The organism is Pseudomonas sp. (genome assembly GCF_050739935.1).
In the GTDB taxonomy this organism is placed as follows: domain Bacteria; phylum Pseudomonadota; class Gammaproteobacteria; order Pseudomonadales; family Pseudomonadaceae; genus Aquipseudomonas.
In genome coordinates, this window is the sequence record NZ_JBOICF010000061.1 from 194,244 (window position 1) to 219,161 (window position 24,918).

Sequence of the window (24,918 nt, forward strand, 5' to 3'; positions counted from 1 at the left end):
TCTTCTTCTGCAGTTACATATTGACGTGAGGTTTTATTTTTGTTCGAATAGCGAACAATGTTTCATTTCACGAACAATTAGAGACATCGCAAATAATGGTTGTCAAGAAAAATGCGTCAGCAGGTGGTGCGCCCGTGCGCGCACCGGAAGGTATGTCGGGTCTTGCGAAAGGCTTGGCGATCATTGAAGTGTTCAGCATGGAGCACTCGCAATTGACGGTGTCGGATGCCGCGCGGCTGACTGATACCACTCGCGCAGCCGCTCGACGATGCCTGCTGACGCTGGTTGAATTGGGCTATCTGAGCCATGACGGCAAGCATTTCTGGCCCACCCCGAGGTTCTTGCGTCTTGGCGCCGCTTATCTTGATGCCGCCCCATTGCCGCAACTGGCCCAGCCCCATCTGGTGTCCGCGCGCGAAGCCCTTGGAGAATCAATTTCCCTGGCGGTGCTGGAGGATGGATGGTCGGTCTTTGTGGCGCGTGCCGAGACGGCCAAAGTCGTGACCACCGGCGTGCGTCTGGGTGCGCGATTGCCGGCCTATGGTTCAGCAACCGGTCAAGTGTTATTGGCGGGCTTGAGCGATGAAGCCATTCAGCGCTATCTGGCGGACCGTCCGCCGCCGACAACCGCACACATGATCGTCGACCCGTCGGTGATCATGGAACGGGTCCAGCGGGCCCGCGCCGACGGTGTTGCGTTCACCGACGAAGAGTTGGAGCTGGGTATGCGCTCCATGGCGGTGCCAGTGAGAAACGCTCAGGGTAAGGTGGTCGCCGCCATGAGCATCAGCACCTTCACGGCGCGTTTATCCCTTGAAGAACTACGTGAACAGTGCCTTCCTGTGCTCCAGCACCACGCTGCCTTGCTCGGATGCATGCTGTGACGCGGCGGCTCTTGACTCGACGTACGACTCAGCACACGGAAAGGCGGCGGTGAATATCGATACCCGGATCAAATTCCGCCATCTGGTCTGTTTTCTCGAGGTGGCGCGTCAGGGCAGCCTGGCGCGAGCCGCGGACAAACTGTCGGTGAGTCAGCCAGCACTGTCCAAGACTCTCAAAGAGCTGGAGAATCTGCTGGCGACCCCCTTGTTCGTCAGGAGCAAGAGCGGGGCAGCGCTCACCGAAGCCGGTATAGCCTTCCTGCGCTATGCAGGCCCTAGCGTTCAGGCGTTGCGCGAAGGTGTGAGCAATTTGCGTTCCGGGGTACATGATCCGATTGAAGTACGCTTGGGTGTGCTATCGACGGTGGAAAGCCTGCTGGTGCCTGAAGTCATCTGCCGTTTGCATGCGCGGCATTCGACGTTGGTCGTGAGTGTGGTGACCGGACCGAGCGCGTATCTGCTTTCTCGACTGCGGTTGGGTGAGTTGGATCTTGTGGTCGGACGCATGACCGAAAGTCCGGAAATCCTTGGATTGTCATTCGAACATCTGTACAGCGAATCCATGACGCTGGTGGTGCGACGTGGCCATCCGCTGCTCACCCATCTATGGTCAGATAAGCGTCTTGAAGATTATCCGTTGGTGCTGCCGCTGGCCGGAACCACGATCCGCAAGTTCGCCGACAGCCTGTTCGTCCAGCATGGCATCAGTCCGCCACGTCAACGCCTGGAAACCTTATCGTTGACCCTGAGCCGACGTTACGTGCAATGCAGCGACGCAATCTGGGTAGCGCCATTCGACGCCGTCCGACAAGACTTGAGCAGCGGAGAGTTGATGGAGCTGGACCTGGATGTCCGCGAACCGGGCGGCTCGGTGGGGCTGTGCAGCAATCCGGTACTGCCCATGCCATTGGCGGCTCAATGGTGCGTCGAGGTGCTGCGTGAGGTGGGGCAGGAATATCGAGAGAACTGCTATCCATAACCATTTGGTTATAGATAGAAGCTGTTTTTTCAATTTCAGGGAGAGACTTAATCAGGGGAGACTCATCGCATCCATAGCCCTACGACAAAAATATAAGGAGACCGGCATGTCTGATGCGGACAATAGTCGCTTCGCCATTCGCGATCGCAATTGGCACCCAAAAGCCCTGACACCTGATTACAAGACATCCATTCTCCGCTCGCCCCGCCAAGCGCTGGTGAGTATTCCCCAATCCCTGTCGGAAACCGGTGGCCCCGATTTTTCCCATCTGAAGATGAGTCAGCACGACAACGACCTGCTGCTGAACTTCAACCACGGCGGTTTGCCCATTGGTGAACGCCTCATCCTTGCCGGCCGGGTCTGTGATCAGAACGGCAAGCCCATTCCGCACACCTTGGTCGAGATATGGCAGGCCAACGCTGGCGGCCGCTATCGGCACAAGAAAGACAGCTATCTGGCACCCATCGACCCGAATTTCGGTGGCGTTGGCCGGACCTTGACAGACCGCGACGGCCAGTACCGCTTTCGCACCGTAAAACCCGGTCCGTACCCGTGGCGCAATGGCCCCAACGATTGGCGTCCGGCGCACATCCATGTGTCGGTTAGCGGTCCATCGATTGCCACTCGCTTGGTCACTCAGTTGTATTTCGAAGGCGACCCGCTTATTCCGATGTGCCCGATTGTCAAATCGATCACCAGCCAGGACGCGGTGCAGAGCTTGATCGCCAAGCTCGACATGAGCATGGCCAATCCTATGGATTGCCTGGCTTATCGCTTTGATATTGTCTTGCGCGGCCAGCGCAAGACTCATTTCGAAAACTGCTGAGGAGGCACGCGGATGCCCGTTCAACTTTTGCCAGAAACGCCTTCGCAAACGGCTGGTCCTTACGTCCACATTGGCTTGGCCCTGGAGGCCGCCGGTAATCCACCGCGTGAGCAGGAAATCTGGAACGAAATGGCCAAATCCGGTGCGCCGGGTGAGCATATTCTGCTGGTGGGCCATGTCTATGACGGCAACGGTCACCTGATACGCGACTCATTTCTTGAGTTCTGGCAGGCCAACCACGAAGGGACTTACGACAGCGATTACGATCTGGAGAAGCCCTTCAACAGCTTTGGCCGCACCGCCACCACCGATGTGGGCGAATGGACGCTTAAAACCGTCAAGCCCGGTAGCGTGAACAATGCCGCTGGCGTGCCGATGGCTGCGCACATCAACGTTTCGTTGTTCGCTCGCGGCATCAATATTCATTTACAGACACGCCTGTACTTCGACGACGAAGCCGAGGCCAATGCCGTCGATCCGGTGCTGAATCTGATCGAGCAGCCGCAACGCCGGGAAACCTTGATTGCCAAGCGTTGCACTGTGGACGGCAAGCTGGCCTATCGTTTTGATATCAGGGTCCAGGGAGATCACGAAACGGTGTTCTTCGACTTTTAACGTTTCGGAAGGGAATGTCTTGAGCACACCCACCAATCAACTCTTCGATGTCTATTTCACCGCGCCGGCGATGCGTGCGATCTTTTCCGATCACGGTCGTCTGCAAGGCATGCTCGATTTCGAAGCGGCACTGGCTCGTGCCGAGGCCCACGCGGGGCTGATTCCCTATGAGGTTGTAGCGGATATCGAGGCTGCCTGTTGTGCCGAACTCTATGATTTTGATGCGTTGGCAACGGCCATTGGCAGCGCTGGTAACTCGGCGATTCCGCTGGTCAAGGCGCTGGGCAAGCAGATCGCCGCGCATAATCAGACCGCCGAACGCTATGTGCATATGGGGGCTACCAGCCAAGACGTAATGGACAGTGGTCTGGTGCTGCAATTGCGTGCCGCCATCGAATTGCTGGAAAGCGATTTAAAGCAACTGGCCGACACGCTGGCCTCACAAGCTCGGCGCCATGCGGCCACGCCGATGGCTGGGCGGACCTGGCTGCAACAAGCGACGCCGGTGACGCTAGGCATGAAAATTGCTGGCTGGCTGGGGGCGATTACTCGCCATCGCCAGCGCCTCATTGAACTCAAACCGCGTTTGCTCTGCCTACAATTCGGCGGAGCGTCCGGCAGCCTGGCAGCCTTGGGTGATCATGCTTTTCCGGTGTGCGAGGCCTTGGCGCGCGAATTGAGTCTGAACCTTCCCGAGCAACCGTGGCACACCCAGCGCGATCGCCTGGTGGAGTTCGCCAGTTTGTTGGGCATGATCGCGGGCAGTCTGGGCAAGTTGGGGCGGGACCTTAGCCTGTCGATGCAGACCGAGGCGGGAGAGCTATTCGAACCTGCAGCGCCGGGCAAGGGCGGCTCGTCGACCATGCCGCATAAGCGCAACCCGGTCGGCGCGGCAGTCATGATTAGCGCGGCAACCAGAGCGCCGGGGCTGGTCGCGACTATGTTCGCGGCCATGCCGCAAGAGCACGAGCGCAGTCTTGGGCTGTGGCATGCCGAATGGGAGACCTTGCCGCAGCTGTGCTGTCTGGTGTCAGGCTCACTAAAGCAGGCCTTGCAGGTGGTGCCGGGGCTGGAAATCGACGCCGCGCGCATGCGCGGCAATCTGGAGCTGACCAAGGGGCTGGTGTTGGCGGAAGCGGTGAGTATTTCCCTGGCTCAGCGTATTGGCCGTGACGCCGCCCATCATTTGATTGAACAATCTTGCCGCAAGGCAGTGGGGCAGGACGTTCATTTGCGAGAAGTGCTCGGTGCCGAGCCGCAAGTGACCGCGCAGCTGTCTGCCGACGAGCTGGATCGATTGCTGGACCCTGTACATTATCTCGGGCAAGCGCGGCGATGGGTCGATCGTACAGTGGCTGAACACCGCACCATGAATCTTGAAAAAGGATCCTGAGATGGACGAAAAACAACGTTACGAAGCCGGGATGAAAGTGCGCCGCGAAGTGCTGGGTGATGCTCATGTGGATCGCAGCCTCGAAGGGCTGACGCCATTTAACAGTGAGTTCCAGGAAATGATCACCCGGCACGCCTGGGGCGACATCTGGACCCGCCCCGGTTTGCCGAGACACACTCGCAGCCTAATCACCATTGCCATGCTGATCGGCATGAATCGCGAAGGTGAACTGCGTTTGCACCTGCGTGCCGCAAAGCACAATGGCGTGACTCGCGACGAGATCAAGGAAGTATTGATGCAAAGCGCGATCTATTGCGGCATCCCAGCTGCCAATGCGACTTTCCATCTGGCTGAACAGGTCTGGGAGGAGGCGGGGGCAGCATGAGCTCTATAGCGTACTTTCGGTCTGACCGAGGAAGTTAGTGGCATTGTATGCACCTAAACGGATTTCATAGGTCGCTGTACAGGTCACCTAGCTCTTGCTATCGGTGATGACCGAAATAGCGCGTTTCTCCGGGACTGTTCCTCGGATCGGCGGCTTTTTGGACGCGCTGAAATCTGCCTTGAGGTACGGTACGTGGTCTTTCGAGTTCCGCATGGAATAATTTATCCATAGCTGTTGACAGCTATGCGGAATAAGTCCACAATTTCGTCCACTCCTGAGGCAGGAAAGCGAGAAAACCTTTGTTAATCAATTGGTTAGAGGCTAAGTTAGAGTCTCGTTTCCCGCTCTAGTTTGTACGCGTTCAGTGCTGGCTTTAGAGGTGCTGAACGTTTGGGGCCGAGTAGCAAAATGGTTATGCCGCGGATTGCAAATCCGCTTACGCCGGTTCGATTCCGACCTCGGCCTCCACATATAAAACCCGTAAGATCAACGTCTTACGGGTTTTTTTGTGGGCGTGGATTAAGCAAACCGTTCCGCAACTTTGGGAGTCGCTTCCGCAACCTTATGCTGTCGCCCTTTCTCGTTACGATTTTTACTAGGCGGCCGAGAAGAGCTTTTTTGTGGCTGTTCTCAGGTTGGTTGCGAACGGTTCAAGCCTGCCTTCTATCCATCTCAACGTCCATGCTGTAGGTCGCTGATTTCGCGAGACTTTCCTATTTTCCTGCAAGTTACATTTCCGACCCATTTTGAAGCTTTTCGCGCTTGCTTCATGGGGTGGGGATGTATATATTCCCAGCTCTTGTCGCCACAGTGATTCTGCTTTACCACTTGCAGACATGCTCAACATCGCCCTGATGGTGAAATTGGTAGACACACCGGACTTAAAATCCGTCGTCCGAAAGGATGTGCCGGTTCGACTCCGGCTCGGGGCACCAACTAGAACAAGGGTTGCAGAGATGCCACCCTTGGATTTTCTCCCTGTCACTGGTCCGCAAAAACACTTCCGGTCCGCAATCATCTGGTAGGGGTTACCTTTTTCCCCTTCCTGTCTCGCACATACTTTTCCGTCATGACGACGGTGCTATGCCCAAGTTGATCTCTCGCCTGAACAATGTCTCCACTGGATTCAGCTTTGTCCGTGCCTGCTTTGGCACGAAGGTCGCGGAATTGGAACGATGGTTTGCTGACCTTTGCCAGCTCTCGGGCGTCGTCGAAACGCTTCCTTAACATGCTGTAGGTCATGGCGGTTCCATCCTCCGCCAAAACCAGCTTGGTCGACCGAACCTTGTATCCAGCCTTACGAGCCATGATCCGATCTATCAGAGCCTTGAGTTCTCCAATGACCTCGATGCGTCGTTTGGTATTCGTCTTGCCCTGAACGATCCATATCTGGCTGTCTCGAACATCCCTCTCATCCATTTTCAAGGTGTCGCTGACTCGCTGGCCTGTCAGATATGCGAGATCCATTGCATCTTTCAGGCCGATCTCAGCCTTGTCATAGACGGCGGAATACATCGAATCCTCAACGTACACGCTGCGGCCAGCCTCCTTGTTGCCTTTGATCCCTGAGCATGGATTCGCCAGCGATGTATAGCCCGTATCCCTGGCATAGTTCCAGATCGCGCTCAGAAGAGCCTTCTCGCGATTCGCCCTGATCGGAGCTGACTTTCGCCAATTGAGGTACTGCCGGACATGTTGCGGCAAGATCGAGTCGAGAGGGGCGGGTGGATCGTCAAAGAATTCCAACAGCTTTTTCCGCTCCCCCTCATTGTCCTTCCTGGTGCGTGGAGCCTTAGTGGGCACGACATCTACAAAGTATTTGTCTGCCACGTACCTGAAAGTGATGGTGGCCGCTACCAGCGCGGTCGATGTGCGGTCACGCTCGAACTCGGCATATTTCATGATCGCCAAGCCGTAATCGCTACCAAGCGGTATTTCCTTTCTTGGGTGTCCTCCTGCATCGTAATAGTAGTATGTTGTCCCGCTCGGCTTCTTTCGCTCCCGAAGGCGAGCTATAGACCCCGGTTTGCTGGGGCGTCTTCCCATGCTATCCCGCCTTCCTCGGTTGCCACGTTTTTTGATCAGGAACAGGTCCTGCCGCAGTTACAGCCATGGTAGTGACACTTGGCCAGCCGTTAACTTTGATAGTGTGACGGATACCATTGCGCTTCAGGTTTGTGATTTGGGCAGCCTTGGAGCGCGCGCCTGTGAGTTGGCACACTTCCTCATGGCTCAGAAATTCGATGGCGCTCATGGCTGCCTCCGTCCGGGGGTTATGCGGGGTTGAGTGGTAGGGTGGCTTTGGCGATGGCAGCCTTGGCGTCGGCAATGATCTTGTTCAGCGCCTCGAGCCCGGCGTAGCCGTTGTGGCAATTGACTGGGTAGTCCAGATCCCACTGGACGAGGCGTCGCGTAACCTCCAGCAGTTCCGGCGCCGTTGCGGCAAGTTGCATGTTCGCTTCATTCTCTATATCAGGTCGATTTTCTGGATTGGCCACGTAAAACAGATCGTCTTCGTCTGTGTATGCTTTTCCGACGCCGCGCGCACCGCCAGACGATTGCCATGCGCACCACGGACCAGGTGTGTGTTTCGTTTGCATACGATCTCCCGCCCGCCGTACTCCGGCAGGCATGTGGATAGATGGAAAAGGGGTTACTTGTCAGGTGTGCGTTTTCGCGCGGCAAGCACTAGGGCTTTCGAAGCCTTGGCCACGCCACCGACAACGTCGTCGGGTAGGATCGCGGTATTGCAGTGCGGGCAAAGCGGCGATGTCTTGGTGCTTCGCCAAGCTTCGTCCATGACCTTTGCTGCCCGGCTACGCGCTTGGAATTGTTCGGCTTCAGTTAACTCAGCCTCACGGCGCTTGATCCGTCCAGCCGCAGCGCTGAACATGCTGACCAGTCCCTCAAATGCATCGAAGGCCTCAACCTCGGTCTCGCAATCACTGCACCAGATGCGGCGCTCGTTGTGGTCGTAGACTAGCTTCCGGTGTTGGCATGAAGAGGCGGGGCGGCGGGTCAGCCCGCGGGAAACACGCAGATCCTCGATCTGAACGACATTCACGCCGTAGATATAGTTCTGCGGCTCAATTGGTGCGCTCATGCCCCTTCCTTATCCCAGCGCCGAATAGCCTCGCGCGCTTGTTGCTCTGTGTTGAACATTTCGTGGGACACGAAACCCTTGCGGCGCACGTCCACGAACCAGAAACCGAATAGGCGGTAGGGGCCGTTGATGACTTTGGTCATGGTGTCACCAAGCCGTCAGGAACGTCGAAGAACTGAAGCCGCCCCTTGTGTGGCAGAAACGACAGTGGAGTAGGATCGCGCAGCACGAAGCCTTTCTGGCCCATATACCAAGGCGAATCGCTGGTATCGACGCTATCGACCAATTCGACAGAGCCGACGATGCCGCCGCGCTCCAGATCCTCGAACATAGGGAAGCCACGCAGGACGTCGATGTGTGCAGCACGCATAACGAGTTCAAGTGCATCGCAGTATTCATCGCGGGTCATGCCTTTGGCTGCATGTACCAGGAACCGCCCACGAAACTTCGTGTGCCAGCTTCGGTTTTCAATGTCTTTGCCACCATTGATGATCAGCCATGCCCAGGGCTGGCGAATTGAAAGGGCTTTCATGGCATCACTCCGTCCCGTTGAGGTAGGTTGGCTCGGTGGCATCTGCCAGCCACTGGCGAAGACTGCCTGCTGCGGCGTGTGGCGGATCTTCATCGGTCCACTGGAGGTCCAGCATTTGGTCGCTGGCAAGTTCGACCTCATAGTCGGCGGTGTCCTGATGAAGCCAGTCCCCGATGTATTCGGCCAAAACAGCGAGCGCCTGCTCAGGGTTTTGGGCAGCAACCCAATCCTGTTCGCCAACCTGATAGCACAGCAGGGGGCCGCCTTCGGGGTCGTATTCGTACGCCTTGGCTCTTATGGCTTCGTCGATCGCTTTGTCGAGTGCTTCGCCCGATAGGATGTCTTCGTGGCCTGCGTAGCCGACCACGATCCACTTTTCTTCGGGCAACGTTTCCGGCGCACTGGCTTTCGGTTCACGAAGGAAGCGGTAACGGTCGGCCAGCCCCCGTTCTTTTTCAGCGTTGTGCTTCATGTTGACGACGTTGGTCAGCAGCGTGCTGGGGCAGCGGCGGTAATTGGAGCCTACGGGCTGCAGCGCATTGAACAAGCCGTCAGCTATTCGAACGAGATGTTCGACCATCGCCACCGGATCGCCTTCTTCCTCCATTTCTAGAAGGGTCAGGATGCGGCAGTAGTTGTTCGCGTCATCGGCTTTCACATCGACGAGCTTTTCTTCAGGCATGACTTCGTCCTCGCCGCATACGCGGCAGGCAATAGGGATAGGGTGGGGGCCGAACGGGCGGCGGGGTTATGCAGCCGGTTTTTCGATTCCGGGGCGCATGGCGGCGCTGTCGCCGACGATTGCTCGAAACCAGTTGAGCATGACGGCCCCGGTACTGATCGTATGGTGACGTGCTTTTTCATCGTCGCCGTACATCTGAGCCGTCATGGCCTTCTGCGCGAGATAGCCGATCAGCCAAAACCAGTCCGCCGGCGCCTTGCCAGAGTCGTGTCCTGTGCCCCAGCGCCCGATCTGGTGACCAGCTTCAAGCCTCACGCCCTCGAACCATTCAGCGGTGTGCGGCGTGTTAAGCATCGTTTCCAGATCATCAACTCGCTGATCCGCGACGTTCAAGCGCTGCTGGAGTGCGGCGTTCTCGGCTTGTAGCCGGGTGACGTAACCACCGAGATCGATATCGGAATCGCAAGCCGGACAGCATCCGTCGTTTGCCTCCAATCCCTCCAGAGCGAATTCGCTTCGACAGGCCCCGCACTGGATGATCGCAACCTCTCCCAAAGCTTCCACCTTCCCCCTAGTAGGTGCTGCATTGGATTGCTCAGGACTGGCGTAAACTGGCCGCTCGAAGCGCCCAGTTTGCTCGCGCATCATCAGTATGCAGTCGGCGATCCCGGCTTCGAGGTTTCGAGCGTCTTCACGGGTGACGTAGGCCATCGGCCTTGGAAGATCGATTTGAGTTTCATTAGGCATGGCGATATCCCTGTAACCCAATCAGGTTACTTTTCGAGATGTAACCGATAGAGGTTACTTTTGGGTTGGTTACTGAATGGCCGTGCGGGCGGGGAGCGTGTTGTCAGACTCGATGAACCCGGTCGTCTTCACGTCCCCATCCATGGCGCTGATGAACATCACCTCAACCTTCGCCGAATCCACCAGAACCTTCGCTACGTCGGCGATCGCTTTAGCCCGGTCAATCTCCATCGGCTTTTCTGGATCCTGCAGCGCTTCCAAGGTGGCAAAGAGGTGGTTGCGCAGATCAGTCATCTTGTTTTTCACGGGAAACCTCGCTAATAGCTCGTTTGAGCTTGCCAAGTTGGCGAATGGTGTCTTTCAGTTCCGGCGGGTACCGGTGGATGGTGTTGCGGCGCATGTTCTCGCCCCGCGTGATCAGTTCCAGGTTGCTGATCTGGATGTTCGCCGTATCGCGATCACGGAAGACAACGATGTGGCCGTCAGGTACCGCACCATTCGTTTCTTCCCACATGATCATGTGCACCGACTTCCAACGTTTCTGAGGCGGACCGTCGTCGCGGACTTTGCGCTGACGTATTCCGTCCTTGGTCACTCGCTCTGTTCCGATCGGCATATGCAGCTGAGCAGCTCGCCCGTTTAAGGTGCCGGCTTTGAACCGCGTTTCTGCGGACCGTCCGCCGGAGATAAAGCTGATGCCCTTGTTCCAAGAGGCGTGACCTTTCTGGAATCTTGAACCGACGCCAGGGTTATTCTCGCGGCGAAGTCGGCACGCGTGTTCGCCGGCGAGATAGTCATCGCTGCGCTTCAGTCCCAGGGCATGTGCCTTGTTGTAAATCGACCAGTACGGCCGATTGAACTCCTTCGCCATTTCCGGCATCGGCGTATTTGGGTACAGCTCGCGCAGCCTCGCTTCCTCAACGCAGGTCCATTGCCTGCGCGGCTTCGCTGGCCGCGCCCTGGCTTGCTCAAGCGCGCGCATCGCAATTGGATTCATGCGGGATCCTCGCCAGTGGCGTGACAAAATATTTGGGCTCAAGCATGCTCGTAGCTCATTCGGAATGAGGACGACACATGCTCACCAAGGAAGAGTTTGTTAAACGTGCATTTGCCGTTGCGGCAGAGATGAGCAAGCAGGAGCAGTGAGCGCATCACATCCCAAGCGTTGATGATCGATACATCCGATTCAAGAATGGCAAGAATGTGGACGCCCAATGCCTCGGGAGAATGTATCCCGCGATCCTCCACAGCGAGCTTGATGCCGGTTCTGCAAATCCCTTGATCATGGCCGCCACTAAAGGCCAGCCGTGCGTGAATGTGCCGATGCGGGAAATTGCAAGACGACTTCGGAGTTAATGCCTACGCTTACCCCTCCATAGCAAGGGAGAAGGTCATGAGCGAAGACCGAGTCGTTGCGCTGGCGATAGCACTGAAAGCGGTACTGAGCGCAGCGCATAGGCAGGGGTTGAATATGGATGATCTGTCAGAGGCGGCGGCGGAGGAGCTATTGCAGTACAGGATTTATGACGCACTGCACGTACCGATGGCCATCTCTGAGATTGAGGTAGCGGTTGATGCGCTGGTGGTGAAGTGATCAGGCGCGACCTTCAGCATCACTGTCACCGGACCTTCACGCAGATCGCCGTCAAACCAGCCGTCTAGAGCCTTAATCTCCTTTTTGGTCAGGTTGCGCCATTTGGCGATGATGAAATCGCCTTTGAGCACTGGAGCGGGGTGCATGACGCATGTAGGTCCATAGCTGTAGCCGTTGTCAGTCAGCCAATCTTGGGCAGCGTTTAAGGCCTTGAACGCGCCTTTCTCGCTGAAGATCCTTTTGAACATGGCAATACTCCATGCGAAAGCCTCCGAAAGTTCGGTGGCGAATAGTTTGGTTAACGTTTCGGGTAGGTTTTGGTCAGCGTGCCGTTGACGACGTGCCCGCGCCTCATCACCAGTCGGGCCAGCTTGGCGCGGTCTTTCTCGCTGGCGCTGGCCTGGCTGAGCAATCCGAAGTAGCTGTTGGCGGTTTCGCGCAGATCCTCGGACGCCACCGCAGCAGTTCGCTTGATTGCAACAGCGACGGTTTTCTTTCGGGTCGTGCGCCGCCATGGCTTGATCACATGCCCGACAAAATCGACACCGCGATCCACCGGCTGCAGGATGGTCTTTGTCGGGTTCAGATTCGCGCCCAGGCTTGGCAGAAACGCTTCCACCTGGGCCAACCATTCATTCAGTTGCTGTGGCGACTCATGCAGAAATACGAAGTCGTCGACGTAGCGGATGTAATGCTTGGCCTTCAGCGTGTGCTTGGCGAACTGATCGAGAGCATCCAGATACACGTTCGCGAAGAACTGCGATGACAGGTTGCCGATCGGCAATCCGCGATCCGCCGGCTGGGCGTCTAGCCGTTTGTGCTGCGGTACCCGGTTGAACAGATGCTTGGGACTCCGCACCTCGTTATCCCAGCGCGGATCGTGCATCAGGATCTGCTCAGCCAGTGCGAACCACCACGGCCCGGTGATCCGTTCGGCCAGCTGCTGGCGCAGCACCTGCTTGTTGATGGCCACGAAGAAGTTCGCCAGATCACACTTCAGGTAAAAGACTGGCTTCGACCAGTTCTGGCTGGCGCTGCGGATCTTCGCTTCAAGGCGCTTTGCGGCGTAGAGGGTGCCGCGTCCGGGGATACAAGCGCAGCTGTCCGCAATGAAAGTACGCTCGATGCCTGGGCCAATATGGTTGTACAGCAGGTGGTGAACGATCCGGTCCCGAAAATCGGCGGCCCACACTTCGCGGGCCTTTGGCCGTGTCACCACGAAACAGATGGATCGGCCTGGACGGTAATTGCCGGTGACCAGGTCGTCGTGCAGCCGGATCAGGTTGCGTTCCAGGTCCTGTTCGAATGCCAACGCGCTGGCGCTGTTGCGCTTCGAACGCCGGCAGTCGTAATAGGCCTGGACCAGATCCTGAAACGGGTAGGGCGCAACAGTCGAATCTGCGGACAGGGCGGACGCGGAGCTCGTTGTTCTTGTCGTTGTTGTTCTGATTGCCATCATCGAAGTTCTGATTGAATGCGTTGTTGGCGGAGCGCTGCGACCTATCGTGCTATCTACGTCGCCTCGGCGATTGCTCATCGAGGAAACTGCGCGAGACCTACACGGACGCTTTAGACCGGCGGTATCCCTGCTGCGCATGGCGGTGACCTATCAGGTCAGCGGCACGACCAGATTCAAATCGCACAGACATGAAAGCCTTGGCTCTCAGGTAGCGGGCGCGGTTGCGGAACGTTTCCAGGCGTTTGCCTGCTTGCCGATAGAGGCCGTTAGCTGAATGGCAGATGCGTATTGAGGAATGCTGATGAAGCGCTTTTCCTTAAAGAGCCTGAGCAGAAACTCTATGACCTGGACGCGCTCGACGAGCGTTCCAAGATGCAGGTGTTTCTCCCGGGCCGAGTTCGCCCTGGCAATGAGCACCATCACCTCGATGCACTCGTCTCTGACCTTGGCCCCAAGCCCTGCCTTCAGATCACGGGGAATGTTCCGAGTGATGTCCGTAGCCAAGCTGAGAAGATCGAAAGCGACTTTGTGAATCGGCAGGTCGGTGTGCATTCCCATGCGACGGCTTCTCCAAGAGCGACCGGCCGCGAGCGGCCGGATTAAATGAATGAATTACTGAATCAATAATTCTCTGCGGACAGGGCGGACGCGGAGCTCGAGGTCCTTGCCGAGGATGCCCTGAATGCCATCATCGAAGAACTGACCGAATGCGTAGTTGGCGGAGCGCTGCGAGCTCGACCAATAGGCGCGAGCCTGGAAGGCCTCAGGACCGCCCTCGCGGAAGGCTTCGTGAATGGTCTGCGATGGTGACTCTTCGGTGTACAGCTCACCCACCGGATAGCTGTTCGGGTTGTCGCCATCACGGTTCCAGCAATAGTTCGTTTCTGTGGTCGGTTTGAAATGACGGTGCTGCGGCTCCTGGACGTCGCGCGCAGGGATTGCCCAGTCGTTGTGTCCGCCGATCTGCAAGCTCAGCACTTTCTGAGCGAGTTCGCTGCCTGCCGCTGCCATGGCTTCAGTGTTGGAGCGGCTGTCGGTGAAGCTGCTCGCGCCTTCGATCTTCTCGCCATACTTGCCCCAAGCACCGACAAGTTCATGCTCGGCGCCGGCGGTGATGTTCAGGTAGTACTGCCCACCTTCCTCGGTGATGCCCGAGAAGAAACCGCCGCCGTAAGGCGCGCCGATCTCAGGGAGTGCCGCGGACGGTGCTGACTTCGCTGCTACTGACATGATGCTTCCTCTTTTTTATGGCAACAAAAAAGGCGCTGCTGCGCCCGGTGCCGATCAAGAACGAATGAATGAAGTATTAAATAAACAATCTGCGGACAGGGCGGACGCGGAGCTCGTAGACCTTGCCGAGGATGTCCTGACCGCCAACACCGAAGCCCTGACCGAATGCGTTGTCGGCGGAGCGCTGCGTACTGGACCAATACCAAGTGTCTTTAGCGAACAACTCCGGGACATTCACCCAGCAGTGGTAGAGCTCGGCGCAGGCGGGCAGATAGAAGTCCTGATGACCTTCGGCGGCATAGGCAATAGCTGCCTCGGCCGCTGGGTGCTTCCCTTCTTCAAGTAGCGTTTCGCTGTTTGCCAGACCGTCAATCTTACTGGTGGCGCCCGATTCCTTCGCGCGACCGCCCCATTCGTGCTCGCCGATATCTTCCTTGGCGATGATCAGGTAGTGCGCTGGTACTTCGCCGCGTGCTGGGACCCATCCGCCGTTGTAGCCGCCTTGGCCGGGCCAGGCCTCGGCAAGGGGCGGGACAGTGGCAGTCGCTGGCGCGTTCGCGGGAAGTGTCTGACTGACGAACACGCTGGCGATAGCGAGCTCTGCCAGGCGAGGGCGGGACATCTTGAACTTGAGGCCTTTGTGTTCCAGCTTCACCATTTCAGATTTCACGGGTTTTCCTCAGGGTAAGCGCCGCCCTCCATGGGGATGGTGGCAAATCGACTAGGGGTGGGCTATACGTGGTGACCGGCATGGGGCCGGCTGAAGGAGGTGGCATGATTCCACAATCAGCGTTCGAGATCTTTAACCGTTTTCAGATAGAGTTTGAAACCGAGTCTGATCGTGGGTGCGCAGTTCTAACCCTTTGCGTATTAGAAGAACAGCTTGTGCGTAGCATGAAAAAGAGGCTCCCTGATATTGCTAAAAAGGATGCTGCGCAGCTTTATAATTTTGCCCCCAAAGGGGCATTATCCAAGAGTACGGTAAACGCATATTTGCTAGGTATATTGACGGCTGACGAGCTTAAAAATTTTTCTTTGCTTATTAAAATCAGAAACGAGTTTGCGCATAAAGCACTTTCTAACCTGCGCTTTACAAACGACCTTATAAAAAATTTCACACGTCACATTAAAGTCGGTCCGACCTTCCCCAAGAGCGCTAATGACGGCCGAGTCAAGTTTTTGATTGCAGCGGCAGATTTGTATTTCAACATGGAGTCTGTAGGGGCTTCCAAGCTTGAATATAAAAAGAATTCCGCTTGGGAGACCCTGATGATACCGGTGTCTGAAGTGGACCAGTAATTGTGGAAACCCCGATGACGGGGTTTCGATTTATTATTTCAGGTCGAAAGCGCCAAGCGATAGCTTCGCAGTCCCGCCAATCTTGGCCTCCAACACTGCTTTGAACTCTTGAGCGATCGCTTCGCGCTGCACTTCTTCACCAACCCAACGAAGTTTCAGCACCGGTACCGAGCCGCTGGTGATCACCGAAATTCGCAAGGTGATTTGCCGCTCGGTCAGCCCTTCGAACGGAATTACATGGAACTGCAAAGCCGCAGGCAAAGTTTCCTTGCTGCGCGCCTCGATCTGATCCATTGCACTGCGGCTGGCGCTCGTGTCACCCACCGTCGTTTCCGATTCGCTGCTGGCCTTGATGGTGATGGTGCGAACTGCTGCGATCGCCTTGGCGATTGGGATGGCGGCACCCGCGTCGTCAACCGGTGTCAGGTACTGATGCCAGTCCTCGATCCAGTCGCTCAGGTCTTTCTGGCTGAGGGCGCGTCCGCCGATTGTTTGCGCTGCGCTGTAACCGGCTGAGGCCTTCAGCTTCAACACCGCGCGGTCATCTGCGTGGCCTGGCGTTGCGGTATCGCCCAGGTTGAACAGCAACATACAGCTCATCTCGTCCTGATTGATAAACCCGCGTGAACCATCGCTGGCACGGTCCGCCACATACGTGCTGAAGTCGGCCAGCGAGTGGGTGGAGAAGGTGCCGCGAAAGCGACTGCGCAGCGCCTGATATTTCTCCAGGTCGACCACCTTGGAGCTTTCGGGCAGCACCACCGTAGGTACTAGGGTTGCCAGCGTTTTGCCGGCGGCTTCGAGTGCGGTGTCGGTGATGTGCTGAATTGCTTCTTTCGTCAGTGACATTTGTCAGGTCTCTATGGGGAAGGGAGATTACAGCGGTGAATCAGGTGCGAGGCTTGATCGGCGCCTCGTCACGGGTGAACAGCTGGTCGTGCTTTTCTTGGAACAGCGAAATCTTGCCGCCCGTGCCAACGTGCATGGGCGTGTCGAGGCTGGTGTTCTCGCTACGAGTGCCGCGCTTGGTCGGCACCTTGTAGTCGAGCTTGTGCTTGATCTTCACCATCTGGCCTTCGCCGATCTGGCTAAAGTCCAGGGTGATGACCAGCTTCCCGGCCTTGCCGTGGTCAACAACGCCGGCGGCAACTTCGGAAAGGGCGTGGCCGATCTGGCTGGCGAAAGCACCGCCATTCAACTCTTCGAGGAATTCGGCGGTATCTGTGGGTGTGGACATGCGTGCTTCTCCGATGGGGCCTTGAGCCCGCTGGGTGGGAGGTGGTGTTGTGGGTCGCGCTTACGGCGTTGAGGTGATTTGAAGACGCGCCGCATCAGGACGGTTCGGCCAGGCAGATGTCGTTCTCTTTGGCGATGCGCCGGACGGTGCGACTGTCCAAGCCGATGGCGGTGGCTATTGCCGATGCCGTCATGCCGTTAGCAGCCAGTTCGCTAACTCGAGGCACATGCTTGTCGCGCTTCGCCTTAAGGTTCTTCGGGTGGTTGCCGATCGCAGTAAACGGGATCTCGCCGCTTTTACCTGCGGGCACCAATTCGATGCGGTGGCCGGTCGCAAGGTAGTGATCGATCTGGGCCGCCAGCTGCGCGATGGCCTGCTTGTGCTGGTCAGGCACGCTCTCCCCGATCATTGCAGCACCGCCTGTGACAGCGTGACCTTTACGCCGTCGGCGCGAGCCTCAAGGGACTGGGCGAAGTTGACCGCTTCTTTCCAACTGAAGCGAAAGCCGCGCACCTTGCCGGTGGCGATCTCAACGATGTGGTAAGCGCTGGCGCCCACGCTCTTCACCTGATAGCGAATCTTCTGTGCTGGTGGCTCTTTACCGATCATGGCGTAGAACTCCGCAGTGGCGAGATGAGTACGGGTGAGCATGGCGGTCAGGCCATCCACGCGTTGTTGGAGTTGTGGCTGCATGTCCTTTCCTCGATGGTTGCGTGTACTCGTCAGCACTCTGCCGGCCTGTCTATTGCCGGCGGGCGCAGGGGAGAGTGCTGGCGGGTAAACGCGGGATAAAGAAAAGCCCTGTCGACGCAGGGCTTTTTGTATTGCTGGCTCACAACGCCTCCGTACGTGAACCTCTTCGCTCGGCGTTGCGTGAGGCAAGGCCGGCATCTGTCGTTTACATGGCTGCATATCCTCCGTTGTTCGCTCACTGGGAAGGCAGTGGCTACCTGTTGAAGCTGCATTGGAATGTCGGTCCTGACCAAGATGCCTAACTACGTCCGCCCGTTCGCATACAAACAGTTGGCCTGGATCAGCTTTTTTCATGGGGCGCCGACATTCCGATGCAGCCTCTTCCGAGACGATCGGGCAGTTTTCGTCAGGCTGACGCTGGCGCTGGTTGTTCTATCGCCCGACGGAATCGAGCTCGTTGTGGGCGGCCTTCAGCCGCTCAATCAGGTCCAACCGCTCTTGTCCGCTGAGGTGTCGCGCCGCAAGGAACAGGCCCTCAGCAAGATCACCTTCAAACTTCATGGATCCCGCAGAGTGCTCCAGTTCAAGCGTGATGTGTTTGGCCGTTGCGTCCATCCAAGATCCTTAGCGGTTGAATCGAAACCACATCACCATGCCCAGGCACAGCCCGCTGAGTACGCCGATCAGGTAAGCGATGGAGATGACGTGCACAAAGCTGGCGGCGAGCAGAAGGATGGCGGCGACCGGCAGCAGGATGAGGATGCGGCTGATCACCGCACCACCTTCACGACATTGTTGATGCCCCTGTCTACAGCCCGGCGTACCTTCTTGGCTTCATCCGGCTGCATGCTCTTCAGATAGTCGTTGTTGAACACGATCTGAGCACGCAGGCAGTAGGTATCAGGCTTGCCGATGGTCGATGTTTCCAGACCGCTCTGGCCTTCCTTGTCGACGTCGCAATGCGTGTACAGCGGGTTGTTATTGGCGTCCTTGGCATCCTCGAACGAGTTGTCGTTCACCTCACCGATCATGACCTGCTTGCTGAAGTCCGCGGTGATGTCGCTCGGGATCTTGCCGGCCCGCCCGATGTACAGCATCCCGGCAATCTCGATCCGCACGCCGGCCTTCGTCACATAGCCCTGAGCGACCGCTTCGGCGGCGCTGTACCAGTCGTCAAACTCAACGATCCGAGCGCCTTCGTAGTCCTTGTCGGTCTTGATCCAGTTGCGGACCGTAACCAGCGCGCCGGAGCCGGACACCGCCGCAAAGGCGTATTTCGCTGCCACGCTGTCCTTTTCCATCTTGCCGAAGTCGTCGACACCGGCCTTGCCGTGCAGCCAGTAGATGACCTCCTGATGCGCGTCGCTGACCTTGAGGTCGGCGGGCATCGGCAGGCTTATCACTGCATCGTTCTGAATGACCGCAATGTCGCATGCGCCGTCTTTCAGCTTCTCGGCGTTCTCCACGCTGCCGCCGGTGTTGATGATCTTCACCTCGCCGCCGTCCTGCTTGGCGATCGTGTTGCCGATGCTGGTGCCGAGGCTTTCATAGAAGCCACCTTCGCCGCCGGTGCAGAAACGGAGGGTAGGCGGTGCCGCGCTGGCGACGGCTGAAACACTCAGCAGTACGGCCAGCAGTAACGCTTTCGATTTCATGGGTGTTCCTCAGGTTGGATAGTCGCTGCTGCCGATTCCGGAATCCGAAGAGCTGCAGTCGAAACTGGTTTCACTCGTTGGCGGTGTTCTCGGCGGCTTTAGCCAGGGCATCAAGCAGCAGATCTTGGCGATTCTGCTTGTCCAGATACTGGCGGATGGCCCGGACGAAGATGGTGTTCATGGACGTATCGGCTGCGGCGGCCGCAGCATCGATTTCCTCGCGCAGGCCGTCTGGAAGGCGAACAACGAATTTCGGAAGGCGTGATTCTTGGGCGTTCGGCATGGTCGTTCCTCGGGGTGGGGGATTTCCCAATGCAGCCTGTTGGCAAGCTGCATTAGTGAAGTCTTCATCCATGCATGCTCACGGTTATGCAGCCATTGCTGGCGCGAATCACATTCCATCGCTTCAATAAAACGGCTGGGCCGAACTTCTTTTTCGCTGACTGCTTTACCTGTTCCGTTACCGCTTTCAGGCTTTCGCCGTCCTCCGCGATTGCGAGCCAGCTCAGGCGCTTTCCGTTGCTGAGATGCGAATCGATGTTGAACTGGGCCATACCATTTCTCCCGTTTGATTTCCCGTCTGGCCCTCAACCTCGAAGGCCAGCCAGTGAAATCCGCGCATTGCCGCCGATGGCTCCGCGCTGCGTTTTGTTCGGCCTTGAGCTTCCCTGTTCACGTCGCGTAGATCGGCTTCCGCTTCGTGGTCATGGGGATCAGTGTTCGCAACACGACTTACCTGCAGCTCGATGGCCAGGCTGGTGTGGGCAGTTCGTCGTGGGTTGCCGGTCCGTGTTCCGGCTGGTCTGACTACTTCATTGCCTGGTTCCTCCTGTGGTGTTTGTTCCTTGCCATGCGCTTTGCCGGATTCATATCTCTGCCCAGGTCACACATTTCGAACACGGTGTTCTTCCTGGGTGGCTTCATGGTTTGGCGTCCTCGCGATATGGCGAGACCGGCAGCTATCCAGAGGCTGCGTGGGCGACGGTTTAGCTTTTTCCGACCCATTGGGTACGTCGCGGTGGTCACGTCTGGTTTTTAAAGAGCGGTGTAGCGTGCTTGAGGGCTGATAACTCAAGTTATGGAAATGATCATAACCTAGGTTTGTTTTGTGTCAATAACCAAGGTTATTTATTTTTGGATGGGCGTAAAAAAGCCCGCACTCGGCGGGCAAGCAGGGCTTCTTTCTCAGTCTTCTTTCGGAACGGTCCAGAAAACTTGCACGTTGCCATCGTCGCGATGGGCGATTGTCACGTTGTCATTCTCGGCAATCTCGTCCAGTAGCTGGTCCCAATCCTCGGGTCTGTCTGTGGGAAATCGCTCCAGGAGCGCTGCTTTATCTTTTTGCGCCTTGGGGGAGTTGATGATTGCCTGCACACGCATGCCAAGCATGCCGTAGGTGGTCTGAGCTGATGGGGGAATCGAGTTTGCCTTAGCCATGTGTACCTCCGTTTACTGTATGGATATACACTATTTTATCGTAGGAAAATTCGCAATAAGTTAGGAGTACAAATGTTCTCCTTTGGCGAACAGACGAAAAAAAGCCCGCTGAATGCGGGCGCCTTGGTTGGCTTAGCCTCCCTTTACGGGGGAAGGAGGTGGGGCTGGGGGAGGATTGCTTTTAAGCTGCCTCAGCAGCTCCTGTGTGTCTTTCAGCACTTGTTCGTTGGCGGTTTGTGTCTTCTGGGCTTCTTGACCTGAAGCGAATATGCCTGACGCACTGCTGATGATCGTTGAGTTGACTCCCCAGACACCCAGCACTATTGCAATACCAATGGTAAGCATCCCGCCTAGGGTTGCCCAATTTGAATTCCGCACGAGCCGGACGCTGTCATTGATCTTAGTATCGAAGCCATCAACCTTTGTAACAATGCCCGATATCTTGGTGGAGATCCCGTCCAGTTTTGAATCGATCACTTTGTCTCGGTCATCAATTCTAAGTAGTACAGCAGCGCTTCTTTCAGCGTGCACTTTGTCCCGCGTATCTAGCTCCCGCTGGAACGCCTCATGGCGAATGTGGAGCTCTTTTCTCAGGAGCTCGTCACGGAGCTCAAGCTCCTTTCGGTAATCGGTGATTTCTGTCATCTCTTCAGTATTGTCCCGATCTGATGGGCTGTCCATGCCGATATCGCCAGATTTGACCCATCCTAGCTCGGCAAGATCGTCAAGCTTCACCCAGCCCTGCGGTGGTCCAAGGGCTTCAATCCAGGCCACCTGTCTTTCTCTCGCTTTCGCGATTTCTTCCTCAAGCCGCCGCTTGGACTCTTCAACGCTCAGCGGTGCTTCTTCCGGCACCCAAGTCTCTGCTCTTCTGGTAGCAGCCAAGGCCTCCCGCAGATCTCTCGCCTGCTTGAGGGCCTCTAGGAGCGCCTCCTTGTGCCCTTCATCATTTTTTAACGGCGCATCGGCATTCGATAGACGCCCAAGTTTTAAGCGCGCACGTTTCTTTTCTTGATCCCGCACGGCCATTTGGTTACGCCTCCTGGTTATATTCTTCCCAACACCTTGCTAGGACCAAGTATGGCGCCAACATAGTGAATGGTCTGTATCTGCGTCCACGGAATCGTCACGCGCTCGTAGGCTGAGTTGATCGACATTAGGCTCACGCCTTCATCGTTCTGAAACAGCAGCTCCTTGACCATGCTCTGATCGTCGGTGGTCGTGACCATCACGTACTCGCCAGGCACAAGCCTATGGTTCGGCTCGCAGACAGCCACCCAGCCGTTGCGGATCGCTGGGGCCATTGAGTCGCCGCGGAGCAGCAGGGCGTAAGCGTCGGTGTCGCGCGACCAAGTCTCAACCGATCCTCCCGCATCCTCCAGCCCCACCCAATGTCCGTCCGGGCCCATTTGTGCGGTGCCCATGATGTCGATCCTTCGAGCGGCGGTGGTTATAGGAGGGCCCGGCTCAACGTTGGATTGGTTGATGGCAGGTTGTGAGTGGCGCCCCCGGCCGTTCTCGCCTGTCATTAGCCACTCCGCCGTTACGCCAAGGGCGCGCCCTATATCGACCATCTTCTTTGAAGTGGCGTTCCTGCCGCTTTCGAGGTGCTGGATCGTGACCTGACTGACGCCCGCGCGCTCGGCCAGCTGCGCCTGACTCAGCCGCAGTTCGGTCCGCCTGCCCAAGATTCGATCTTTGAGATTTTCAAACTGTGTATTCATACCTCGAAGGGTAAAACACAGGTTATTAGCGCTCAAATAACATATGTTTGCCTTGTCCATAACTTGAGTTATCATTCCGTGTATGACTCATAGGGGCACGAACATGCCAAAGAAAGAAAGACCCGTCGAAAAGGTGGTTCGTTTGGCCGGTGGCCAAGCAGAGCTAGCTCGCCGCTGTAACACGAGTCAGCCACGTATCTGGCAATGCGTTCATCGCAATCAGCGCGTTCCAGCGGATCTCGTGATCCCCTTCGAGCGAGCCGTAGCTGGTCAGGTAACCCGACACGAGCTGCGTCCTGATCTGTATCCCGACGACGAGCCGCCTGTATCGGCTGTTGCCAGCTGATCCGATAGAAACATTTTGCAACGCGTGATGGCACGCGGCCACATAAACAAATCCGAGGTTTTACGTATGCAGGACTTTCTGAAGGCTTGCCACACCGTGGTTCAAGACGCCGATACCAAGAATCTGGCGACCCTGATGGGCATGCCTCCAGTCAGTCTGCTGCAGCGCGGCAATGCGGATTACGACGGCGTCTGGTTCAACGTCAAGCATCTGTATGCGCTGCTGTTGCACACGGAAGACATGCGCCCGCTTGAAGCGCTGGCAGGCGAATTCGGCTACGCGATCGTGAAAACCATTGCGCCAGCCGCAATTGATGTCCATCAAGCGCTGGGGCGAGTTGCCCTGGAGTTCGCCGAGCTCACGGTGGAGACGCATTCGGCGATGAGTGACGGCCGGGTCGACCAGGTAGAGCGCGCCCGGATCATGAAAGAGATTGCCCACGTCAAGGCAGCGATCGCGCAGTACGAAGCGTCAGTGAAGGTGGCCTGAGATGACTGGTAAAGAAGCATTCGACAACCAAGTGAAGCTGATTTTTGCCAAAGCTTGCGCGGATTCGCTGGTAGGCAGTATCGGGCACTTTCTTTCGTCCACCCCTGAGTGTCGTGCAGAGGAAATTGAAGCCGTTGCAGAGCTGCATGCAGTTGCGTGCGTGAAGATGATGAAGGCCTTCAATCCCTCCACTGTCCCCGAGCTGATCTTTCCCATCGACATGACCCCCGATGAAAAATCTGCCTGGGTTTCTGCTCAGGCAGATAGCTGGTCGGCTATTGCAAAGACTTCTCGGGGGTGGAAAGAGCATTTCCAAGCCGTCGAAGAAGGTCGGCCTTCACCTCTTGTGGAAGCGCATCGCCGCTCTCTTGCAAAACAGCATCAATCACCGCCTGCTCAAGCGTCAGATGGCGAAGTTCCGGGCGAAGAAAATCCAGAAGCTCTTCTTCTTCCAGTTCCATCTGACGAACGTCGTTGAGCCTCCAATGATGAGTATTGGCGATGTGAACGTACAAGGGCTCGAAGCGCTGGGCCTGCTCCCATGGCAGGTACAAAGTTTCGCGCAACTGTTCGTTAAGCCAGCGCAAAAGAAAGCGCGGGTACGCGTGGTAGATCGAATCATGGTTCCTACCCACGAACGGGTCGGTGCTTATCGATATGGCCTTTCCGTCGGCATCAGCGATGCAGGCCTGCCAAAGAAACTTAGCACTCATCTTGTAACGCATATGTCCGGCCTCCGTGGCCTTTTCGTGTGGAAACAAAAAGCTACCACGGATGAGCCGGACGCCTAAATCGCAGACACAAAAAAGCCGGTGGCTAGACCGGCTTCTTCAACAACACTTGTGAGGCCGATTATGCACACCACGACCACCCAGAGCAAGAGCCCGCCTGATTCGTCAGTTATCGGCGCTACGCAGAGCATGACGCGTCAGGTGATGTCGTCACGCGAGATCGCCGAACTGACCGGCAAGCGCCATCCGGACGTGAAACGTGACATCCAATCGATGGTTCGGGACCTTCGTGAAGATGTGAGCAGTTTTGCTCACATCTATCAGGACAGCATGAAGCGGAATCAGACCGAGTACCTGCTTGATCGCGAGCACACCGACTGTTTGCTAACCGGCTACAGCGCGCCACTCCGTATGGCGGTGGTGCGCCGTTGGCGCGAACTGGAACAGGCCGCCTGCCAAGGCCTAATACCGACGACGCTACCTGAAGCGCTTCGCCTTGCTGCTGACCAGGCTGAAGAGAACATTCGCCTTCTTGGCGTCATTGAGCTGCAAGCCCCGAAGGTCGCCGCGATCAAGCGCCTTGCTGCTGCCGAAGGCTCGATCTGCATCACCGATGCTGCAAAGCAGCTGGGCATCGCGCCATCAAAGCTTTTCGATTGGCTGCAGGCTAACCGCTGGATCTACCGCCGTGGCGGCTCAACCCGCTGGATCGCAATGCAGCCGCGCATCCGGTCCGGCTACCTCAAACACAAAGTGACCGCACTCAAGCCCGACACCGAAACCGGCATCGACCGCGCTGCGTTCCAACCCCTCGTAACCCCCAAAGGCCTCGCTTGCTTGGCCGAGAAGAACATTGGAGTCGCGCAGTGAGCGTTCAA

General features: G+C 56.9%; 39 protein-coding genes and 2 tRNA genes. 14 read left to right on the forward strand and 27 right to left on the reverse strand.

The genetic code is table 11. From position 1 onward, the window contains the following. The first annotated feature begins 134 nt into the window (after positions 1 to 134). The 8 genes from ACRER8_RS11920 (at position 135) to ACRER8_RS11955 (ending at position 6,017) form a co-directional block, all read left to right on the forward strand. A complete protein-coding gene (locus ACRER8_RS11920) occupies positions 135 to 884 on the forward strand; it encodes an IclR family transcriptional regulator domain-containing protein (RefSeq protein WP_431746466.1) in 750 nt (249 codons plus the stop codon). A 49-nt stretch (positions 885 to 933) separates the two neighbouring features. Next, on the forward strand, positions 934 to 1,863 hold the full coding sequence (pcaQ, locus tag ACRER8_RS11925) for a pca operon transcription factor PcaQ (protein ID WP_431746467.1): 930 nt from the start codon (positions 934 to 936) through the stop codon (positions 1,861 to 1,863). A 106-nt stretch (positions 1,864 to 1,969) separates the two neighbouring features. Continuing rightward, positions 1,970 to 2,689 carry a protocatechuate 3,4-dioxygenase subunit beta gene (gene pcaH, locus ACRER8_RS11930; RefSeq protein WP_431746468.1) on the forward strand — a complete coding sequence of 240 codons (720 nt, stop codon included), beginning with the start codon at positions 1,970 to 1,972 and terminating at the stop codon, positions 2,687 to 2,689. A 12-nt stretch (positions 2,690 to 2,701) separates the two neighbouring features. After that, on the forward strand, positions 2,702 to 3,304 hold the full coding sequence (pcaG, locus tag ACRER8_RS11935) for a protocatechuate 3,4-dioxygenase subunit alpha (protein WP_431746469.1): 603 nt from the start codon (positions 2,702 to 2,704) through the stop codon (positions 3,302 to 3,304). 19 nt (positions 3,305 to 3,323) lie between these two features. Beyond that, positions 3,324 to 4,697 (forward strand): 3-carboxy-cis,cis-muconate cycloisomerase, encoded by a 1,374-nt coding sequence (locus ACRER8_RS11940; protein ID WP_431746470.1) that lies wholly within the window; start codon positions 3,324 to 3,326, stop codon positions 4,695 to 4,697. Position 4,698: 1 nt separating this feature from the next. Then, positions 4,699 to 5,082: a 4-carboxymuconolactone decarboxylase gene (gene pcaC / locus ACRER8_RS11945; protein WP_431746471.1), complete on the forward strand. Its 384-nt coding sequence runs from the start codon at positions 4,699 to 4,701 to the stop codon at positions 5,080 to 5,082. Between the two features lie 394 nt (positions 5,083 to 5,476). Beyond that, positions 5,477 to 5,550, forward strand: a tRNA-Cys gene (locus ACRER8_RS11950). Between the two features lie 380 nt (positions 5,551 to 5,930). Next, positions 5,931 to 6,017 (forward strand) — tRNA-Leu (locus ACRER8_RS11955). A 79-nt stretch (positions 6,018 to 6,096) separates the two neighbouring features. Here ACRER8_RS11955 and ACRER8_RS11960 read toward each other — a convergent pair. From ACRER8_RS11960 to ACRER8_RS12030, 15 genes are all read right to left on the reverse strand, one after another. Continuing rightward, a complete protein-coding gene (locus tag ACRER8_RS11960) occupies positions 6,097 to 7,128 on the reverse strand; it encodes a tyrosine-type recombinase/integrase (protein WP_431746472.1) in 1,032 nt (343 codons plus the stop codon). Between the two features lies 1 nt (position 7,129). Continuing rightward, positions 7,130 to 7,336, reverse strand: a complete 207-nt coding sequence (locus ACRER8_RS11965) for a DUF4224 domain-containing protein (RefSeq protein WP_431746473.1) — start codon at positions 7,334 to 7,336, stop codon at positions 7,130 to 7,132. Positions 7,337 to 7,355: 19 nt separating this feature from the next. Next, positions 7,356 to 7,682: a hypothetical protein gene (locus tag ACRER8_RS11970; protein ID WP_431746474.1), complete on the reverse strand. Its 327-nt coding sequence runs from the start codon at positions 7,680 to 7,682 to the stop codon at positions 7,356 to 7,358. Between the two features lie 53 nt (positions 7,683 to 7,735). Beyond that, positions 7,736 to 8,185, reverse strand: coding sequence for a hypothetical protein (locus ACRER8_RS11975; protein WP_431746475.1), 450 nt, complete (start codon positions 8,183 to 8,185; stop codon positions 7,736 to 7,738). After that, positions 8,182 to 8,328, reverse strand: coding sequence for a hypothetical protein (locus ACRER8_RS11980; protein ID WP_431746476.1), 147 nt, complete (start codon positions 8,326 to 8,328; stop codon positions 8,182 to 8,184). The genes ACRER8_RS11975 and ACRER8_RS11980 overlap by 4 nt, the downstream gene beginning before the upstream one ends. Then, positions 8,325 to 8,717, reverse strand: a complete 393-nt coding sequence (locus tag ACRER8_RS11985; protein WP_431746477.1) for an ASCH domain-containing protein — start codon at positions 8,715 to 8,717, stop codon at positions 8,325 to 8,327. The genes ACRER8_RS11980 and ACRER8_RS11985 overlap by 4 nt, the downstream gene beginning before the upstream one ends. Before the next feature lie 4 nt (positions 8,718 to 8,721). Continuing rightward, positions 8,722 to 9,399 (reverse strand): hypothetical protein, encoded by a 678-nt coding sequence (locus tag ACRER8_RS11990; protein ID WP_431746478.1) that lies wholly within the window; start codon positions 9,397 to 9,399, stop codon positions 8,722 to 8,724. 66 nt (positions 9,400 to 9,465) lie between these two features. Further along, entirely contained in the window at positions 9,466 to 10,146 is a 681-nt protein-coding gene (locus ACRER8_RS11995; RefSeq protein WP_431746479.1) for a hypothetical protein, read from the reverse strand. A gap of 69 nt (positions 10,147 to 10,215) precedes the next feature. After that, on the reverse strand, positions 10,216 to 10,452 hold the full coding sequence (locus ACRER8_RS12000) for a hypothetical protein (RefSeq protein WP_431746480.1): 237 nt from the start codon (positions 10,450 to 10,452) through the stop codon (positions 10,216 to 10,218). Then, positions 10,433 to 11,143 carry an HNH endonuclease signature motif containing protein gene (locus ACRER8_RS12005; protein WP_431746481.1) on the reverse strand — a complete coding sequence of 237 codons (711 nt, stop codon included), beginning with the start codon at positions 11,141 to 11,143 and terminating at the stop codon, positions 10,433 to 10,435. Before ACRER8_RS12005 ends, ACRER8_RS12000 begins: the two co-directional genes overlap by 20 nt. Positions 11,144 to 11,667: 524 nt before the next feature. Beyond that, positions 11,668 to 11,988 carry a hypothetical protein gene (locus tag ACRER8_RS12010; RefSeq protein WP_431746482.1) on the reverse strand — a complete coding sequence of 107 codons (321 nt, stop codon included), beginning with the start codon at positions 11,986 to 11,988 and terminating at the stop codon, positions 11,668 to 11,670. 50 nt (positions 11,989 to 12,038) lie between these two features. Beyond that, positions 12,039 to 13,199: an RNA-directed DNA polymerase gene (locus tag ACRER8_RS12015; protein WP_431746483.1), complete on the reverse strand. Its 1,161-nt coding sequence runs from the start codon at positions 13,197 to 13,199 to the stop codon at positions 12,039 to 12,041. Positions 13,200 to 13,403: 204 nt separating this feature from the next. Then, on the reverse strand, positions 13,404 to 13,757 hold the full coding sequence (locus tag ACRER8_RS12020; RefSeq protein ID WP_431746484.1) for a four helix bundle protein: 354 nt from the start codon (positions 13,755 to 13,757) through the stop codon (positions 13,404 to 13,406). Positions 13,758 to 13,811: 54 nt separating this feature from the next. Further along, entirely contained in the window at positions 13,812 to 14,429 is a 618-nt protein-coding gene (locus tag ACRER8_RS12025; protein WP_431746485.1) for a DUF1566 domain-containing protein, read from the reverse strand. A 76-nt stretch (positions 14,430 to 14,505) separates the two neighbouring features. Continuing rightward, positions 14,506 to 15,099, reverse strand: coding sequence for a DUF1566 domain-containing protein (locus ACRER8_RS12030; protein ID WP_431746486.1), 594 nt, complete (start codon positions 15,097 to 15,099; stop codon positions 14,506 to 14,508). 104 nt (positions 15,100 to 15,203) lie between these two features. Between ACRER8_RS12030 and ACRER8_RS12035 the strand changes: the two genes are divergently transcribed. After that, a complete protein-coding gene (locus tag ACRER8_RS12035; RefSeq protein ID WP_431746487.1) occupies positions 15,204 to 15,728 on the forward strand; it encodes a hypothetical protein in 525 nt (174 codons plus the stop codon). A gap of 33 nt (positions 15,729 to 15,761) precedes the next feature. On the opposite strand, the gene ACRER8_RS12040 is transcribed toward ACRER8_RS12035, so the two are convergent. From ACRER8_RS12040 to ACRER8_RS12095, 12 genes are all read right to left on the reverse strand, one after another. After that, the gene (locus ACRER8_RS12040) at positions 15,762 to 16,577 is read right to left on the reverse strand and encodes a DUF2303 family protein (protein WP_431746488.1); all 816 of its coding nucleotides are present in this window, start codon (positions 16,575 to 16,577) and stop codon (positions 15,762 to 15,764) included. A 40-nt stretch (positions 16,578 to 16,617) separates the two neighbouring features. Continuing rightward, on the reverse strand, positions 16,618 to 16,965 hold the full coding sequence (locus tag ACRER8_RS12045) for a hypothetical protein (protein WP_431746489.1): 348 nt from the start codon (positions 16,963 to 16,965) through the stop codon (positions 16,618 to 16,620). A 94-nt stretch (positions 16,966 to 17,059) separates the two neighbouring features. Then, entirely contained in the window at positions 17,060 to 17,374 is a 315-nt protein-coding gene (locus ACRER8_RS12050; protein WP_431746490.1) for a hypothetical protein, read from the reverse strand. After that, positions 17,371 to 17,658 (reverse strand): hypothetical protein, encoded by a 288-nt coding sequence (locus tag ACRER8_RS12055; RefSeq protein WP_431746491.1) that lies wholly within the window; start codon positions 17,656 to 17,658, stop codon positions 17,371 to 17,373. Before ACRER8_RS12055 ends, ACRER8_RS12050 begins: the two co-directional genes overlap by 4 nt. Before the next feature lie 432 nt (positions 17,659 to 18,090). Continuing rightward, a complete protein-coding gene (locus ACRER8_RS12060; protein WP_431746492.1) occupies positions 18,091 to 18,273 on the reverse strand; it encodes a hypothetical protein in 183 nt (60 codons plus the stop codon). A 9-nt stretch (positions 18,274 to 18,282) separates the two neighbouring features. Then, on the reverse strand, positions 18,283 to 18,432 hold the full coding sequence (locus ACRER8_RS12065; protein WP_431746493.1) for a hypothetical protein: 150 nt from the start codon (positions 18,430 to 18,432) through the stop codon (positions 18,283 to 18,285). After that, positions 18,429 to 19,313 (reverse strand): TAXI family TRAP transporter solute-binding subunit, encoded by an 885-nt coding sequence (locus ACRER8_RS12070; protein ID WP_431746494.1) that lies wholly within the window; start codon positions 19,311 to 19,313, stop codon positions 18,429 to 18,431. The genes ACRER8_RS12065 and ACRER8_RS12070 overlap by 4 nt, the downstream gene beginning before the upstream one ends. 70 nt (positions 19,314 to 19,383) lie before the next feature. Then, a complete protein-coding gene (locus ACRER8_RS12075) occupies positions 19,384 to 19,668 on the reverse strand; it encodes an Arc family DNA-binding protein (protein ID WP_431746495.1) in 285 nt (94 codons plus the stop codon). Then, positions 19,661 to 19,867: a hypothetical protein gene (locus ACRER8_RS12080; RefSeq protein WP_431746496.1), complete on the reverse strand. Its 207-nt coding sequence runs from the start codon at positions 19,865 to 19,867 to the stop codon at positions 19,661 to 19,663. Before ACRER8_RS12080 ends, ACRER8_RS12075 begins: the two co-directional genes overlap by 8 nt. A 631-nt stretch (positions 19,868 to 20,498) precedes the next feature. Continuing rightward, the gene (locus ACRER8_RS12085; RefSeq protein WP_431746497.1) at positions 20,499 to 20,750 is read right to left on the reverse strand and encodes a DUF1654 domain-containing protein; all 252 of its coding nucleotides are present in this window, start codon (positions 20,748 to 20,750) and stop codon (positions 20,499 to 20,501) included. A 132-nt stretch (positions 20,751 to 20,882) separates the two neighbouring features. Further along, a complete protein-coding gene (locus tag ACRER8_RS12090; RefSeq protein WP_431746498.1) occupies positions 20,883 to 21,779 on the reverse strand; it encodes a hypothetical protein in 897 nt (298 codons plus the stop codon). Between the two features lie 17 nt (positions 21,780 to 21,796). Further along, complete coding sequence (locus tag ACRER8_RS12095) at positions 21,797 to 22,534, reverse strand: XRE family transcriptional regulator (protein ID WP_431746499.1); 738 nt, start codon at positions 22,532 to 22,534, stop codon at positions 21,797 to 21,799. Between the two features lie 43 nt (positions 22,535 to 22,577). On the opposite strand from ACRER8_RS12095, the gene ACRER8_RS12100 reads away from it, so the two are divergent. From ACRER8_RS12100 to ACRER8_RS12120, 5 genes are all read left to right on the forward strand, one after another. Next, positions 22,578 to 22,820 (forward strand): transcriptional regulator, encoded by a 243-nt coding sequence (locus tag ACRER8_RS12100; RefSeq protein WP_431746500.1) that lies wholly within the window; start codon positions 22,578 to 22,580, stop codon positions 22,818 to 22,820. A 66-nt stretch (positions 22,821 to 22,886) separates the two neighbouring features. After that, on the forward strand, positions 22,887 to 23,309 hold the full coding sequence (locus ACRER8_RS12105; protein WP_431746501.1) for a phage regulatory CII family protein: 423 nt from the start codon (positions 22,887 to 22,889) through the stop codon (positions 23,307 to 23,309). Position 23,310: 1 nt separating this feature from the next. Beyond that, complete coding sequence (locus ACRER8_RS12110) at positions 23,311 to 23,787, forward strand: hypothetical protein (protein WP_431746502.1); 477 nt, start codon at positions 23,311 to 23,313, stop codon at positions 23,785 to 23,787. A gap of 7 nt (positions 23,788 to 23,794) precedes the next feature. Then, positions 23,795 to 24,100, forward strand: a complete 306-nt coding sequence (locus tag ACRER8_RS12115) for a hypothetical protein (protein ID WP_431746503.1) — start codon at positions 23,795 to 23,797, stop codon at positions 24,098 to 24,100. A 144-nt stretch (positions 24,101 to 24,244) separates the two neighbouring features. Then, positions 24,245 to 24,910 (forward strand): phage antirepressor KilAC domain-containing protein, encoded by a 666-nt coding sequence (locus tag ACRER8_RS12120; protein ID WP_431746568.1) that lies wholly within the window; start codon positions 24,245 to 24,247, stop codon positions 24,908 to 24,910. Positions 24,911 to 24,918: the final 8 nt, after the last annotated feature.

Excerpts from the sequence above, each read along its gene's own strand:
- pcaH (WP_431746468.1), top strand. The coding sequence starts at position 1,970 with ATGTCTGATGCGGACAATAGTCGCTTCGCCATTCGCGATCGCAATTGG.
- pcaG (WP_431746469.1), top strand. The coding sequence starts at position 2,702 with ATGCCCGTTCAACTTTTGCCAGAAACGCCTTCGCAAACGGCTGGTCCT.
- pcaC (WP_431746471.1), top strand. The coding sequence starts at position 4,699 with ATGGACGAAAAACAACGTTACGAAGCCGGGATGAAAGTGCGCCGCGAA.
- ACRER8_RS11960 (WP_431746472.1), bottom strand. The coding sequence starts at position 7,128 with ATGGGAAGACGCCCCAGCAAACCGGGGTCTATAGCTCGCCTTCGGGAG.
- ACRER8_RS11965 (WP_431746473.1), bottom strand. The coding sequence starts at position 7,336 with ATGAGCGCCATCGAATTTCTGAGCCATGAGGAAGTGTGCCAACTCACA.
- ACRER8_RS11970 (WP_431746474.1), bottom strand. The coding sequence starts at position 7,682 with ATGCAAACGAAACACACACCTGGTCCGTGGTGCGCATGGCAATCGTCT.
- ACRER8_RS11975 (WP_431746475.1), bottom strand. The coding sequence starts at position 8,185 with ATGAGCGCACCAATTGAGCCGCAGAACTATATCTACGGCGTGAATGTC.
- ACRER8_RS11980 (WP_431746476.1), bottom strand. The coding sequence starts at position 8,328 with ATGACCAAAGTCATCAACGGCCCCTACCGCCTATTCGGTTTCTGGTTC.
- ACRER8_RS11985 (WP_431746477.1), bottom strand. The coding sequence starts at position 8,717 with ATGAAAGCCCTTTCAATTCGCCAGCCCTGGGCATGGCTGATCATCAAT.
- ACRER8_RS11990 (WP_431746478.1), bottom strand. The coding sequence starts at position 9,399 with ATGCCTGAAGAAAAGCTCGTCGATGTGAAAGCCGATGACGCGAACAAC.
- ACRER8_RS11995 (WP_431746479.1), bottom strand. The coding sequence starts at position 10,146 with ATGCCTAATGAAACTCAAATCGATCTTCCAAGGCCGATGGCCTACGTC.
- ACRER8_RS12005 (WP_431746481.1), bottom strand. The coding sequence starts at position 11,143 with ATGAATCCAATTGCGATGCGCGCGCTTGAGCAAGCCAGGGCGCGGCCA.
- ACRER8_RS12010 (WP_431746482.1), bottom strand. The coding sequence starts at position 11,988 with ATGTTCAAAAGGATCTTCAGCGAGAAAGGCGCGTTCAAGGCCTTAAAC.
- ACRER8_RS12015 (WP_431746483.1), bottom strand. The coding sequence starts at position 13,199 with ATGATGGCAATCAGAACAACAACGACAAGAACAACGAGCTCCGCGTCC.
- ACRER8_RS12020 (WP_431746484.1), bottom strand. The coding sequence starts at position 13,757 with ATGGGAATGCACACCGACCTGCCGATTCACAAAGTCGCTTTCGATCTT.
- ACRER8_RS12025 (WP_431746485.1), bottom strand. The coding sequence starts at position 14,429 with ATGTCAGTAGCAGCGAAGTCAGCACCGTCCGCGGCACTCCCTGAGATC.
- ACRER8_RS12035 (WP_431746487.1), top strand. The coding sequence starts at position 15,204 with ATGATTCCACAATCAGCGTTCGAGATCTTTAACCGTTTTCAGATAGAG.
- ACRER8_RS12040 (WP_431746488.1), bottom strand. The coding sequence starts at position 16,577 with ATGTCACTGACGAAAGAAGCAATTCAGCACATCACCGACACCGCACTC.
- ACRER8_RS12045 (WP_431746489.1), bottom strand. The coding sequence starts at position 16,965 with ATGTCCACACCCACAGATACCGCCGAATTCCTCGAAGAGTTGAATGGC.
- ACRER8_RS12050 (WP_431746490.1), bottom strand. The coding sequence starts at position 17,374 with ATGATCGGGGAGAGCGTGCCTGACCAGCACAAGCAGGCCATCGCGCAG.
- ACRER8_RS12055 (WP_431746491.1), bottom strand. The coding sequence starts at position 17,658 with ATGCAGCCACAACTCCAACAACGCGTGGATGGCCTGACCGCCATGCTC.
- ACRER8_RS12060 (WP_431746492.1), bottom strand. The coding sequence starts at position 18,273 with ATGGACGCAACGGCCAAACACATCACGCTTGAACTGGAGCACTCTGCG.
- ACRER8_RS12070 (WP_431746494.1), bottom strand. The coding sequence starts at position 19,313 with ATGAAATCGAAAGCGTTACTGCTGGCCGTACTGCTGAGTGTTTCAGCC.
- ACRER8_RS12075 (WP_431746495.1), bottom strand. The coding sequence starts at position 19,668 with ATGGATGAAGACTTCACTAATGCAGCTTGCCAACAGGCTGCATTGGGA.
- ACRER8_RS12080 (WP_431746496.1), bottom strand. The coding sequence starts at position 19,867 with ATGGCCCAGTTCAACATCGATTCGCATCTCAGCAACGGAAAGCGCCTG.
- ACRER8_RS12085 (WP_431746497.1), bottom strand. The coding sequence starts at position 20,750 with ATGGCTAAGGCAAACTCGATTCCCCCATCAGCTCAGACCACCTACGGC.
- ACRER8_RS12090 (WP_431746498.1), bottom strand. The coding sequence starts at position 21,779 with ATGGCCGTGCGGGATCAAGAAAAGAAACGTGCGCGCTTAAAACTTGGG.
- ACRER8_RS12095 (WP_431746499.1), bottom strand. The coding sequence starts at position 22,534 with ATGGACAAGGCAAACATATGTTATTTGAGCGCTAATAACCTGTGTTTT.
- ACRER8_RS12100 (WP_431746500.1), top strand. The coding sequence starts at position 22,578 with ATGCCAAAGAAAGAAAGACCCGTCGAAAAGGTGGTTCGTTTGGCCGGT.
- ACRER8_RS12105 (WP_431746501.1), top strand. The coding sequence starts at position 22,887 with ATGCAGGACTTTCTGAAGGCTTGCCACACCGTGGTTCAAGACGCCGAT.
- ACRER8_RS12110 (WP_431746502.1), top strand. The coding sequence starts at position 23,311 with ATGACTGGTAAAGAAGCATTCGACAACCAAGTGAAGCTGATTTTTGCC.
- ACRER8_RS12115 (WP_431746503.1), top strand. The coding sequence starts at position 23,795 with ATGATGAGTATTGGCGATGTGAACGTACAAGGGCTCGAAGCGCTGGGC.
- ACRER8_RS12120 (WP_431746568.1), top strand. The coding sequence starts at position 24,245 with ATGTCGTCACGCGAGATCGCCGAACTGACCGGCAAGCGCCATCCGGAC.